This is a genomic window from Clostridium lamae (assembly GCF_033043255.1).
GTDB lineage: Bacteria > Bacillota > Clostridia > Clostridiales > Clostridiaceae > Clostridium > Clostridium lamae.
In genome coordinates this window covers 1-13,540 of record NZ_JASCQJ010000011.1, presented here as the reverse complement: position 1 = coordinate 13,540, position 13,540 = coordinate 1, and the positions used below count along the sequence as shown (strand labels likewise).

The window sequence follows — 13,540 nt, the reverse complement described above, 5'->3', positions numbered from 1 at the left end:
ATGCATAATGCATAATTTATTGTGAAAACTCCTTTTGGAGTTTTGGAATATGAACATAGAAAAAGCAATTAATAATTGTATTGAAATATTAAAAGCACGAAAAGAGTATTTTTAAAAGATAACTTCCAATTTATAGATGCGATTAGAAATCCAATTTTAATAAATAACAGACTAAAGGACCAATAATTTATCGGTCCTTTTTTAATGCTTTATCTTCAATATTATTCTTAAATATAGAGAACTATTAAAATAATATTTTATCTAGATCTTTAGCCTTAATCCTCATTAATTCTCTTTGAATATTTCATTATTACTATTCCATCTTCAACTATATAAGACTTAAGACTTAAATCTATTTTAGGATTATCTTCTAAAAATAATTTCCTTCCTTTCCCTAGAATAGTAGGTATTATTCCTATAATATACTCATCAATAATATCATTCTTTATAAAACTATCAATCATAATACCTCCTCCAAATAAAAATATATTTTTCCCTTTGTTCCTTAATTCACTTATGGTCTTGCATATATCCCCACTTATAAAATTGTAATTATCATAATTCTCCATCTCTTGTGAAGTTGCTATATATACGTCTTTTTCTTTAAAATCCTTATGAAAGCCTTGATCATAACAATTTCTTCCCATGACTACAACATCAATTTCTTCTAGAAACTTATCAAATTCATTTTTCTCTTCTGTATTCAGAGTAGAATTGCCATCTCCAACTATCCACTCATACCCTCCATTTTCATCTGCTATATATCCATCTAAGCTAATTGCTAAATTTAATATTATTTTACCTTTCATATTATTGACTCCTCTCTATAATATTTTTATTTTTTTGCATCTTTAATGCACTAATTATTATTTATCTTTGATACAATAATTATAATAAATAATAACTGACATCCTATGTCATTTTAGAAAGGATTAATATGAAAGCAGATAGATTAATTTCAATAATTATGTTATTACAAATATATAAACAGTTAACAGCAAGTGATTTAGCTAAAAGATTTGAAGTATCAGTTAGAACCATTTATAGAGATATTGAAGCATTAAGTAGTTTGGGAATACCTATATTTACGGATAGAGGCTCTAATGGAGGAATAAAACTATTGGGTGACTACAAAACCTCACTAAGTGGGCTTAATAAAAATGAATTATATTCATTATTTATACCTACAGGAGATAAAATATTAGAGGATTTAGGAATTGAAAAAGTAAAAGATAGCACTATGTTAAAATTATTGGGTGATTCATCCATTAATGAAATAAATGAAATTAACAAGATACAAAATTATATTTATGTAGATATGCATACTTGGGGTGAAAACCCAGTGAAAATAGATAAAGATATACTTTCTATTTTACAAGACAGTATTTGGAATAATACTATTTTAAATATTATCTATAGAAAAATAAATGAAATGAAAGAAATAACTTTACATCCACTTGGATTAGCATGTAAAAGAGGGATTTGGTATTTAATAGCTAAAGATAATGATATTATTAAAACTTATAAAGTTAGTAATATTGAATCTGCTTCTATGACAGATACATTGTTTAATAGACCTGGTGACTTTAACTTAGAAGAATATTGGAAATCTAGCACTAGTAATTTTAAAGCTTCCATTCCAAGTCATACGTTTACTTTTAAAGTTACTCCTTCTATTATAAACCATATTAAAACAAGGCCATTTATTAATATTAGCAATACTGTAATTAAAAAGGATGACGTCTATATTGATATAAAATTCGATTCTATCCTTCAAGGAATAGAATTTGCCTTTGGATATGGAAAAGATATTGAAATAATCCATCCTGTTGAAGCTATAGATGAAATTAAAAAGAGAGCATGTGAAATAATTAATTTATACAGTAATAATTAATTACTGTATAAGTTAATTAATGAATAGTTGAAACAAATTCTTTCATCATTTCTACATACTGTTCTGGATGATTAATACTAAGTTCGCCGTGATAATAATTATCTAAAACTTCTAACTTGCTTCCTACAATTATCCCTTGAATTTTTCTTGCGGAAGCTTTCATTATTTCTCTTTCTTTTCCTCCAACCAAGATTAGTGCTTTCGCAGAAGTATTTTTAAGGGTACTTTTAATCTCATACTTAGAATTGGCTTTCATAAAAGCAATTAGACTCTCCTTCTTAATATTACAGCTATCTTGATAGTATTCGTTAAACAAATCCTCTCTAATTTTTAAAGATTTGAATTGCAATTTCGAAAACCATTTTTTTGAAATTAGTCCATAACACATAGAAAAAGAAAATTCTATCATTTTATTTGTAAGTTTCATCGGCTTTACTAAAGCACTTTCAATAATAGCATAGTCGCAAATATCACTTTTCTGAGATAATATTTCCAGAAGTATTTGAGCACCTAAAGAAAGTCCACCTATCATCAAAATATGGCCATTACAATGCTCATCAATAAAGTTTATAATTCGTCTTGCATTTTCTTCAATAGATATAAAGTCTTCATCACTTCCAGAATGTCCGTCTAATATTGGGATAATAATGTGAAAATCATCTTTCAATAATTCAATTTCATATTTATAATTCCACCATGATAATCCACCACCATGAAGTAGCATTATGGTTTCTTTATTTTCCTTTCCATATTCTTTTATTACCATATCAATCAGCCTAGCCTTTCATCAATAAATCTTGTGATTTCAAAATTAACTTGTTTAGGGTTATCCCCATTTGAAAAATGCTTTGCATCTTTTATGAAATGTATCGGATATCCAGTTTTTTGTGACCAGTTCTGACAATACACCTTTACCTTTCCTGTAGAATCATTTTCTCCCACCAAAATAAGGACTGGAAACTGAAAGTTAACATTCTTATTCTCTTTAGGGAAATACTCATATGCAATTCTCATCTGATCAATAATATCATTTTTTGAAAGGGGCTTTAAAATATCCATCATCTTTTGATAGGAATACTGTGTATTTGAGATTGATTTTGCCATACTTTTACGCAAAAACTTATCAGTAAAGCATTTTGCTATAGGAGCAACCTGCTTGAGCCACCATAAATCTGACTTAGAGTAATACTCAAGTCCTAATGGTGTTGTGTCAAGAGCAATAAATCCATCTACCATATTTGGATATAAATCTGCAAAATGCTGACTTGGATAGCCCCCCATAGACATACCTACCAAAATTACTTTTTTCATATTTTCTTCTTTGAGAATTCTATGCAATTCAACAGCTGTATTATAATAAGAGAAATTCCTATATGGTCTTGATAAACCATGCATTGGTACATCCCATAATATTAAGGTGTATTTTCCCTCAAAAAATTCAACTTGCTTTTCAAACATTGTATGATCAGCAGTTACACCGTGTGTAAACACAATACATTTTGCATCTTCCCTTTTAGATCTATGAATCCAGTAATGAACGATACCATTTTCTGATGAGATTTGTTTATGCTCCATCATTTTTCAAACTCCTTATGCGTATATATTTTTCTCCAAAATTCTATTAAGACTTTCATTTCCTTTTCAATTTCATCAACAACTATATTTTGAGAACGATATTTATTAAACATATATCCATCAACAGCATACATTATCTCTTTATACATCAATTTTAAGTCTATATCTGAACGGAAAACAGAAGTGTCTATTTTTTGAAATACTTTCATTTCACTATCTATACTTGCATCTGCATAGCTTTTCTGCACAGATTCCGCAATATCCGGCAACTGTTCATAATATGCATTAAGAGAAAACGCATAAATGTGAGGATATTTTTTCATAAGAGAGCACTTTGCAGACAGTGCCCTGTATAACATTTCAAAAAAATCATCCGTATCTAATACATAATATTTTGAAGTGGTTTTCCTTGTTATTTCTATAGAGTGATTCCATAAATACATATATAATTCTTTTTTATTCGTAAAATAGTGGAACAACAACGCCTTTGATATACCACCCTCATCTGCAATTTCAGACATTGAAGCCTTTTTATAACTATTTTGTGAAAAAACCTTATATGCAGCATTTACTATCTTTTGCTGTTTATCTATTGGAAGATTAAAAAATTTAATATTCATAACAGCCTCCATTGACCGTATCGGTTAATATACTTTCATTATAAATCCGTTGACCGATTCTGAGAAGACCATTAAAAAATTGATTTTCCCTTGGCAGAATTAAAAATATGAATAACCTTTATCAGATCTTATCGTTTAATAAAACCATATGTATATGGTCTTCCCACTTGCCATTTATTTTTAAATATTTATATGCTAATCCCTCGTTATAAAATCCTAATTTTTCAACTACCTTTAAAGAAGGTTTATTTTTAGGCATTATATTTGCTTCGATTCTATGCAAACCATATTCGTTAAATATAATTTCACTTCCCTTTTTAATTGCCTCTGTCATATATCCTTTATTTACTTCATCTTTATCTAATTTATAACCGAGATGGCATGATAAAAACGCTCCCCATATAATATTGTTAAAAGCAACAGAACCAATTATTTTATTATCATCTTCCTTTTTGAAAATCCACAACCTTAATGCTCTTTTATTTATAATATTAACTGATTCCTGATCTAATTGTTCTTCCTGATATTCCTTTGTATAAAAATCTTCACTTTTCACGGCTTCCCACTCTTCTAAAAAGGATTTATTTCTTAAATAATAATCTATAACCAATTCTGCATAGGTCTTGTCTAGTATCTTCAATATAAGTCTTTCAGTTTCATATACGTTTTTCATTAAACGCCCTCCTTCAATTACTGCTTATATTATTTAAGTATTATAATAAATATTACTATTATTTTTTATTTATCTTGAAATTATTATATATTAAAAATACACATTTGAAAGCAATTTTCTCCCATCGAAAATATTTTATAAACTCCGAAAGGAGTTTATTCATCAATTATGCATTATGCATTATCAATTATGCATTAAAAAAAGGTTGCCTAAGCAACCCTTTTTGTTATTCTTCTTCCCAGTTTAATGATCTCTTAACCGCTTTTTGCCAACCATTATAATATTTATTTACAGTATCAGCATCTAATTTAGGTTCAAACTCATCTGACTTATGCCAGAACTTTTTAACTTCCTCTTTATCCTTCCAGAAGCCAACTGCAAGCCCTGCTAAGCAAGCAGCTCCTAAAGCTGTAGTTTCTGATATTATAGGTCTTACTACATTAGCTCCTAATATATCAGCTTGGAATTGCATTAAGAACTTATTTCTGCTTGCTCCTCCATCTACCTTTATTTCCTTAAGCTCAGCTCCTACATCTTCTTTCATAGCGTCAATAAGGTCTTTTGTTTGATATGCAATAGATTCTAAAGCAGCTCTAATTAAGTGATTTCTATTTGCTCCTCTAGTTAATCCAAATATAGCACCTCTTGCATACATATCCCAATGTGGTGCTCCTAATCCAACGAATGCTGGAACTATATAAACTCCTCCATTGTCATCAACTTTTGTAGCAAAATATTCAGTATCAGCTGAATCATTTACTAATTTTAATTCATCTCTAAGCCATTGAACTACTGCTCCACCAACGAAAACAGAACCTTCTAAAGCATATTGAACCTTTCCATCTAATCCTATTGCTATAGTAGTTAAAAGTCCATTTTTACTTTCAACCATTTCTTCCCCAGTATTCATTAGTAAGAAACATCCCGTTCCATAAGTATTTTTAGCGTCTCCCTTCTCAAAGCAAGTTTGCCCAAATAAAGCTGATTGTTGGTCTCCTGCTATTCCAGCTATAGGAACTTTTACATCTATTCTTCCTCCAAGGTTTGTATATCCATAAACTTCTGATGAATTTCTTACTTCTGGTAACATAGATTTAGGAATATTTAATTCTTCTAAAATCTTATCATCCCATCTTAATTCTTTTATATTATAAAGCATTGTTCTAGAAGCATTTGTATAATCTGTAACGTGAACTTGCCCATTAGTTAACTTCCATACAAGCCACGTATCCACAGTTCCAAATAATAATTCTCCTCTTTCAGCCTTTTCTCTTGCTCCTTCTACATTGTCTAATATCCATTTAATTTTAGTTCCTGAAAAATATGCATCAACAACTAAACCAGTATTTTCTTTTATATAAACCTCTAACCCTTTAACTTTTAAATCATCACATATTTCTGCAGTTCTTCTACATTGCCAAACTATAGCATTATATATTGGAGCTCCAGTATTTTTATCCCATACTATTGTAGTTTCTCTTTGATTTGTAATACCTATTGCTGCCACTTCATCTTGACTTATATTAGTTTTAGCTATAACTTCTTGAAGAACTCCATATTGAGTTGCCCATATTTCTAACGGATCATGTTCTACCCATCCTTCTTTAGGATATATTTGTGTAAACTCCTTTTGACTTACACCTAATATATTTTGTTCCTTATCAAAGACTATTGCCCTTGAACTAGTAGTACCTTGATCTAATGCTATAATATATTTTTTCATAACCACTCACTCCTTCATCTAATATAATTTTAAAATAAAATCAAATAATACGCTACCACATACGCCTCCTAATATAGGTGCTACAACTGGTATCCACGCATATCCTCAATCAATAAAAACTACATAAAACTGCCTTAACAGTTTTATGTAGTTTTTCTCCAAATCTCTTCTACATATACCATATATCTTTTTTAGTTGTAGATATACAGGTTGCTCCACTTTTTAATGTTTCGACTACATCCTCTTTATCAGATATTAATCCCCCTGATATTAAAGGCTTATCCAAAGTTATAGAAATCTCCTTTATAATTTTGAAAAGTAATCCTGGTAAAATTTCTACAGCATCACATTCCTTAACTAAATGATTTTTCATATTTTCCTTAGATAAACTGTCTATCATGAATATCCTTTGAATAACTATAAAACCAAGCTTCTTAGCATTTCGTAACACTTGTGGCTTTATACTTATTATCCCTTTAAATCTTGTTGTTTCCTTAAGAAATTTTAAAGCGTATTCATTACTAGAAAGTCCTTCAACTAAATCTATATGTAAAATTCCTATCTTTTTACTGCTAGATATTTTTTCACTAATTTCTTTAATATTTAGTATGTTCCCAAACAGAACAAAAATAACTTTTATATCACTTTGCAATGCAGATTCAAGATCGTCTATATCTTTTACTGCAGCTACGACTGGATTTCCCTCTAATATTTCCCTAAAACTATTCATCGCAATCCCTTCTCCCCAATCATTTTGCAATCATTTACAGAACAAGATTATTCTAACATCAGGATAAGTGACTGTCAATTATATCCACAATGCAATTTTCTACATTTTCTGTTGATTGTCAAAATATATATACATTTAAAATAATTATTATAAGTATTTTTATATTTAGTATACTAATTTTATTTTTTGAATTAATTGTTTTTTTACTACAATCTTTTAATGAAAAAGATGTATTAATTTTATGTTTAATACATCTTTAACAAAGATCATAAAGTTTTATACTAATTATAATATTCCAAAGAAAGAAAGTACGATTCCTAAAGTAAATGTAATTAATATAAGTACTACTGGACTAACTTTCTTGCTCCTTAATAAATAATACATTAGGAATGTATACCCTAATGGTAATATATTTGGGAATATCTTATCAAAAAAATCTTCTTGAAGCATTACAGTTTTACTATCGTTAACTGTTATACTGCTTAAAACATTTATTTTTACATAAGATGCTATCAATCCACCTATAACTGTTACCCCTAAAACTGTAGCTGCTTTTCCTATAATAGCAGAATTATGCTTTATTTTGTCAATGGCTTTAACTCCTAAGTTATATCCCAAATGCGTCCAAACTATTCTTAAAATAAATATAGCCAAATATACCCCAAAGAATATTATTGGTCCTAGGATACTTCCTTCCATTGCAAAAGATGAACATATTCCTGCAACTATTGGTAAAATAGTAAACCAAAAAATCGCATCTCCAATACCTGCTAATGGTCCAAATAATGCTACTTTCAAACCTTTTATTATACTTCTATCTTCATTATTTTCCTCTAAGGATATAATTAATCCCATTAAGAATCCAACTAAATTAGGATGAGTATTAATAAATTCCAGATTATCACTCATAGAAGCGGATAATCCTTCTTTATCACCTTTATATATTTTCTTTAAAAGTGGTAGTTGTGATAATAAAAATCCACCACCTTGCATTCTCTCATAGTTAAAGCTGGCTTGTAAAAATGATGATGTAAAACCAAGCTTAGTAATATCCTTTTTAGTTATAACTTTCTTAGATTCCTTCACTAAAATCATCCCCCTCACTATTACTTGACTTAGTTACTAGTTTTTCTCTTTCCTTATCAAGATTATAAGTAAATAATGCAAATGCTATACCTACAACTGCTACTGGTAATAAATTTGAGAATTTTACAAAGCATGCTACAAGGAAACCTATTAATAAATATGGAATAAATTGTTTTTTAAGCATAACTTTTAACAACATTCCAAATCCAACTGCTGGTAATATACCTCCTGCAATTTCAAATCCATGTGTAAGCCATTCAGGCATTGAATTTACCAATGCTTGCATTGCATCTTGTGCTACATACGCTGATAAGAATACTACTATTCCATAAGTTATTGCCACAATCAAAGTTGTTATAATATTTATTCTTACAATTCCATTGGTATCTGAATTTTCAGCACATCTCTCTGCCTTGTTCATGAATAATGAAAAACTTGAATAATAGAATAAAATGATATATTGCATTAAGAAACTGAAAGGTAATGCAAGTCCGATAGCTGTAGCCGGGTCTTTCCCAGTAGTATATGCTATAACGGTTGTCATTACACCTGCTAAGACTGGATTAGGTGGTTGAGTTCCCCCTGCTGGAGTTAAGCCTGCAAATGCTAATTCTGTGAGTCCTCCTGCTAATAGCCCTAACTGAACATCACCTAATATAATTCCTGTAAGTGTACATACTATAATTGGTCTAAATATAAATAATGCTTCAAGCCAAAAGTCAATTCCTACTATTATTGCCATAATAGCTAGTAAAATCCCTTGAAGTAATGTAATACTTTGCATAAATCTTCCCCCTTTTTATTTTAGAGTATTTTTATTTACATAAATTTATTTTATGCTCTCTTTTATATCTCCAGGTACATCTTGTATAAAAACATTTATGCCTTTAGACTTAATATATTTTAAATCTTCTAAGTCTTTATCATCTACATATACCTTCTTACTTAATTGCCTTTTCCCCTTTTCAAAGTGCATATTCCCAACATTTACATCTTTTATCGGTACTCCACCATCAATTAAAACTCTTGCTTCTTGTGGGGTTTTGCAGATTAAAAATATTCTTTGTGAAGGTGCTGCCTTATTAATAATATTTATTGTCTTTTCAATTGTAAAAAATCTAATACCAGCTCCTGATGATTCTGCAGTCAACCTCATTAACTCTTGTTGTAATCTATCACTTGCGACTACATCATCAGCAACTACTAATAAATTTGCACCTAAAGATGTTGTCCATGTTATCCCAACTTGTCCATGAACTAATCTATTATCTATTCTTAGTAATAATATATTTGGCATTATAATTCCTCCTTAAAAAAATATTATTATTTTTCTATATGCTTATATATTTATTAATATGCCTTTATTATAGTTTTTAAGATCTATTACAATAATATTTTATAAATGGAGTAGGAGGAAAATAATTATTTTAGTAAGCCTTTTATATAGTTCGTATTCCTCAGACCAAGATTTTGCCTCCGACTTCCTTCAGATTCCACCTCACGATGGACACCCTTGTCATTGGCTAGTGGTTCCCACTACCAAGCCCACAACTGACTTTCACCGTCAAGTTGTTGCCCATGCTGGGCACACAAAAAAGAGCAAGATATTTGTTTACATCTTGCTCTTATAAGACTTGTTAAAACCAATTTCTTAACTTAATGACATTGCTATTTCAACAGCTCCTTAAAACTACTTTCTACTCTTATTTGCTAACCATATCACTAATAATATCATATAATTTATACATTTTATCAAAAACTTCTGAAAGGTTATTTGGACTAATAGTCATAGCTTCTTCCATAGTCTCCTTAAAATTAATAGGAAGTTTGACATTTTTTTGTTTTATTAATCTGCTTAAGCTACCCTTTTCATTTATACAATAAATTTCATTTGCTGAATAAAGTGTATATATAAGGCAGACTGCTGAACGAAAAAGTGATCCAGCTGCATATATAGTATCATTTTTATTTACTGCCTTTTTCCCACATGCCAATGAAAATTCACATTCCCACAAAAACTTCTCTATAGAAGCCTTTTTATAAGTAGGTGGAAAAATACTTAATGAATTTTTCATTTGTTGTATTTCATCACTATTAGAGTGAAGTATTTCACAATAATAAAGTTCTCCCATATAAATTGAATTCATAAATCCAAAAGGATGCCCACATTGATAATCGATGGTTATAATACCATTTTTACAGTCCTCTATGCAACTATTAACTTTTCTTATGTCTCTGAAAAGAATATCAACTGCTATATTATTAATTGATAGCCAACCTCCACCATTTATCCATGGTCCCCAATCCCCTAAATTAGTTATACAATCTTTATGATTATTATCATCTAAATATGTAGCTGCTTCTTTAAAGCTAGCTATTTCAAATTCTTCATTATAGTATATACCTATATCTATATCTGAAAACTCATTTGCTGTCTTTGTAGCACGAGATCCTCCAAGAACAATTGCTTCAATCCCCTTGATATTTTTGAAAGTCTCTACTACAGAATTTAAAATAGAACTTATCTCCATAAATAACTTCCTCCCCCTCAAATCTTTTAAATTTAATTGTTACTATAATTAGCACTTTTAGATTCGTTATTATTATATCACTCAAAGTTAAACATTTAAATAAAAAATGTATTAAAAAGCCTAAATATACTTTTTAATACATTTTCTTATCAATCTTATAAAACTTTTGATAAAAAGTCCTTAGTTCTTGCATTCTTAGGATTATCAAATATTTCTTCAGGAGTTCCTTGTTCTACTATATTTCCTCCATCCATAAATATAATCCTATCCCCTACTTCTCTAGCAAAGCCCATTTCATGAGTTACTACAACCATTGTCATACCTTCTTTTGCAAGGTCCTTCATAACATTTAAAACTTCTCCTACCATTTCTGGGTCTAAGGCTGAAGTAGGTTCATCAAATAACATAACATCTGGTTCCATAGCTAAAGCTCTTGCAATTGCAATTCTTTGCTTTTGTCCACCTGATAATGATGCTGGATAAGCATCTGCCTTATCAACTAAGCCAACCTTATCTAATAATTCCATAGCCTTTTTATTTGCTTCATCTTTTGATTTATTCTTTACATTTATAGGCGCTATAGTTAAGTTTTCTATAACCTTTTTATGAGGAAATAAATTAAATTGCTGAAATACCATTCCCATCTTTTCTCTTACTTCATTTATATTAGTATTCTTATCCGTTATGTTCTTACCTTCAAAAATAATCTCTCCATCAGTAGGTACCTCTAATAAATTTAAGCATCTTAAAAAAGTACTTTTCCCAGATCCTGAAGGACCAATAACTACTACAACTTCACCCTTTTTAATATTTTCATTAATTCCCTTTAGTACTTTATTCTCACCAAAATATTTATGTAAATTATTAACGCTGATCACCGGCCTTCATTCTCCTTTCTATATAATTCATTAGTCTTCCTAAAGTAAATGTAATAACAAAATAGAATGCTGCTGCAACTATTAATGGTTCAAATCCTCTAAAGGTCTTACCTCTAATTACCTTAGCAGCATACATAATTTCTCCAACACCAATTACTGATGCCATTGAAGATTCCTTAATTATAGTAACAAATTCATTACCTATTGCAGGTAATATATTACTAATTGCTTGAGGCATTACTACAAGCTTCATAGCCATAAATTGACTCATTCCTAAACTTCTTGCTGCTTCATATTGCCCTTTATCTACAGCTTCTATACCCGCTCTTATTATTTCAGATACATAAGCAGCTGAATTTAAAGAAACAGCTATAATACCAGCTGGTAGCGGTTCCATTGTTATACCTATTAGTTCATCAAATGCATAATATACTATCATGATTTGAAGAAGCATTGGAGTTCCTCTTATTATCTCAATATATGCAGTAGCAATAGCCTTCAATGGATTTACTTTAAATATAGTAAACTTGGACCTTTTCATAAATGTTAAAATAGTTCCAAGGAGCACACCAAAAAACACACTAATTAAAGAAATTAAAATAGTTAATTTGACTCCTTCTAAAAAATATGACATATATCCAGATAAAAAACTAAAATCTAATGTCAAACCTTACACCCCTTATCTATACTTTTTACAAATTAAAAAATGAATAATTAAAGGCTAAATCTTTCGCCTTTAATTATTTCATTTTTATTATATTAAACTTATTTATCTAATATTATTCTTGAACTTGTTTTTCAGCTAATGCATTTGCATCTATAATAAATTGATCTAATAAATTTTCTTCTTTAATTCTCTTAATGGTGCTATTAACTGAATCTAATAAAGCTTGTTCACTCTTCTTTACCGCAATTGCAGATCCACCTTCAGTGTCCTTAACTTTTTCTTCCCCAACTGCTAACTCTGGATTATTCTTAACTATCATTTCAGCTACTGGTAATTCAACAACTAATGCTTCAATCTTACCTGATTTCAAACTTAATACTAAATCATTAACATTTGATAATAATTGAATATCAGCCTCTGGAATTTCTTGTTGAGCTATGTCAGCTTGTATAGCTCCCATTTGAGCTCCAACCTTTTGACCCTTTAAGTCTTCAAAATTCTTATATTTATCTTTATCTTCAGCTCTAACTAAAAATCCATGTTCTGCAATATAATAAATATCTGAAAAATCTACAACTTCTTTTCTTTCATCAGTAGGAGTCATTCCTGATATAACTAAATCTATTTTTCCGGCTGGTATACCTGCAACTAATGAATCAAAGTCCATATCTTTAATTTCTAATTCAACTCCCATATCTTTTGCTATTTCTTTAGCAATTTCAATATCAAATCCAACTATTTCATCTTCACCGTCTTCATTTATTATATGAAACTCGTATGGAGCATAATCTGCACTAAGTCCTACTACTAATTTTCCCTCTTCTTTAATTTGAGAAAGTTTGTCTATATTTTCGTCAGTCTTTTTACCACAACTAATCAGTCCTATACTCATTACCCCAATAGTAGCTATAGTAAATATTTTCTTTAACATTCCTTTTTTCATTTTTGACCCCCCTAATTATTATCTATCATTTTCATAGCATAATTATACACCCGCTTTTTATTTTTATGCAATACTTTTTATAAATTTTTTTATAAAAAATTTATAATTATAATTTTTCTTAATAATTATTATAAAAACACTATACATATCACTATTGAAAATACTTGTTTTATTTATATAATAGTCGAATTTTAATATTCATTCAATTAGTAATTTTATA

15 protein-coding genes are annotated in these 13,540 nt (G+C 29.3%); 1 reads left to right on the top strand and 14 read right to left on the bottom strand.

Translation table 11 applies throughout. The features are described 5' to 3' along the window. Nucleotides 1–275: 275 nt before the first annotated feature. Nucleotides 276–809 carry a dihydrofolate reductase family protein gene (locus tag QK892_RS07520; protein ID WP_317272927.1) on the bottom strand — a complete coding sequence of 178 codons (534 nt, stop codon included), beginning with the start codon at nt 807–809 and terminating at the stop codon, nt 276–278. A gap of 128 nt (nt 810–937) precedes the next feature. Here QK892_RS07520 and QK892_RS07515 point away from each other — a divergent pair, with 128 nt between their 5' ends. Continuing rightward, nucleotides 938–1,894, top strand: coding sequence for a helix-turn-helix transcriptional regulator (locus tag QK892_RS07515; RefSeq protein ID WP_317272926.1), 957 nt, complete (start codon nt 938–940; stop codon nt 1,892–1,894). Between the two features lie 16 nt (nt 1,895–1,910). On the opposite strand, the gene QK892_RS07510 is transcribed toward QK892_RS07515, so the two are convergent. The 13 genes from QK892_RS07510 to QK892_RS07450 all read right to left on the bottom strand — a co-directional run bounded on the left by QK892_RS07510 (nt 1,911) and on the right by QK892_RS07450 (nt 13,320). Further along, nucleotides 1,911–2,660: an alpha/beta fold hydrolase gene (locus tag QK892_RS07510; RefSeq protein ID WP_317272925.1), complete on the bottom strand. Its 750-nt coding sequence runs from the start codon at nt 2,658–2,660 to the stop codon at nt 1,911–1,913. 5 nt (nt 2,661–2,665) lie between these two features. Next, nucleotides 2,666–3,472, bottom strand: a complete 807-nt coding sequence (locus QK892_RS07505; RefSeq protein WP_317272924.1) for an alpha/beta fold hydrolase — start codon at nt 3,470–3,472, stop codon at nt 2,666–2,668. Beyond that, nucleotides 3,469–4,089, bottom strand: coding sequence for a TetR/AcrR family transcriptional regulator (locus QK892_RS07500; protein WP_317272923.1), 621 nt, complete (start codon nt 4,087–4,089; stop codon nt 3,469–3,471). Before QK892_RS07500 ends, QK892_RS07505 begins: the two co-directional genes overlap by 4 nt. Before the next feature lie 121 nt (nt 4,090–4,210). Next, nucleotides 4,211–4,762: a GNAT family N-acetyltransferase gene (locus QK892_RS07495; RefSeq protein WP_317272922.1), complete on the bottom strand. Its 552-nt coding sequence runs from the start codon at nt 4,760–4,762 to the stop codon at nt 4,211–4,213. Between the two features lie 226 nt (nt 4,763–4,988). Further along, nucleotides 4,989–6,485, bottom strand: a complete 1,497-nt coding sequence (gene glpK, locus QK892_RS07490; RefSeq protein WP_317272921.1) for a glycerol kinase GlpK — start codon at nt 6,483–6,485, stop codon at nt 4,989–4,991. A gap of 169 nt (nt 6,486–6,654) precedes the next feature. Further along, a complete protein-coding gene (locus tag QK892_RS07485; protein WP_317272920.1) occupies nt 6,655–7,215 on the bottom strand; it encodes a glycerol-3-phosphate responsive antiterminator in 561 nt (186 codons plus the stop codon). A 285-nt stretch (nt 7,216–7,500) separates the two neighbouring features. Next, complete coding sequence (gene agaD, locus QK892_RS07480) at nt 7,501–8,310, bottom strand: PTS galactosamine transporter subunit IID (protein ID WP_317272919.1); 810 nt, start codon at nt 8,308–8,310, stop codon at nt 7,501–7,503. After that, a complete protein-coding gene (agaC, locus tag QK892_RS07475; RefSeq protein WP_317272918.1) occupies nt 8,288–9,085 on the bottom strand; it encodes a PTS galactosamine transporter subunit IIC in 798 nt (265 codons plus the stop codon). Before agaC ends, agaD begins: the two co-directional genes overlap by 23 nt. A gap of 45 nt (nt 9,086–9,130) precedes the next feature. Beyond that, on the bottom strand, nt 9,131–9,598 hold the full coding sequence (gene agaB, locus QK892_RS07470; RefSeq protein WP_317272917.1) for a PTS galactosamine transporter subunit IIB: 468 nt from the start codon (nt 9,596–9,598) through the stop codon (nt 9,131–9,133). A 406-nt stretch (nt 9,599–10,004) separates the two neighbouring features. Next, nucleotides 10,005–10,832 carry a nucleotidyltransferase domain-containing protein gene (locus QK892_RS07465; RefSeq protein WP_317272916.1) on the bottom strand — a complete coding sequence of 276 codons (828 nt, stop codon included), beginning with the start codon at nt 10,830–10,832 and terminating at the stop codon, nt 10,005–10,007. 155 nt (nt 10,833–10,987) lie between these two features. Next, nucleotides 10,988–11,710 carry an amino acid ABC transporter ATP-binding protein gene (locus QK892_RS07460; RefSeq protein WP_317272915.1) on the bottom strand — a complete coding sequence of 241 codons (723 nt, stop codon included), beginning with the start codon at nt 11,708–11,710 and terminating at the stop codon, nt 10,988–10,990. Beyond that, complete coding sequence (locus QK892_RS07455) at nt 11,697–12,344, bottom strand: amino acid ABC transporter permease (protein ID WP_317272990.1); 648 nt, start codon at nt 12,342–12,344, stop codon at nt 11,697–11,699. The genes QK892_RS07460 and QK892_RS07455 overlap by 14 nt, the downstream gene beginning before the upstream one ends. Nucleotides 12,345–12,489: 145 nt before the next feature. Continuing rightward, entirely contained in the window at nt 12,490–13,320 is an 831-nt protein-coding gene (locus QK892_RS07450; protein WP_317272914.1) for a transporter substrate-binding domain-containing protein, read from the bottom strand. Between the last annotated feature and the right edge of the window lie 220 nt (nt 13,321–13,540).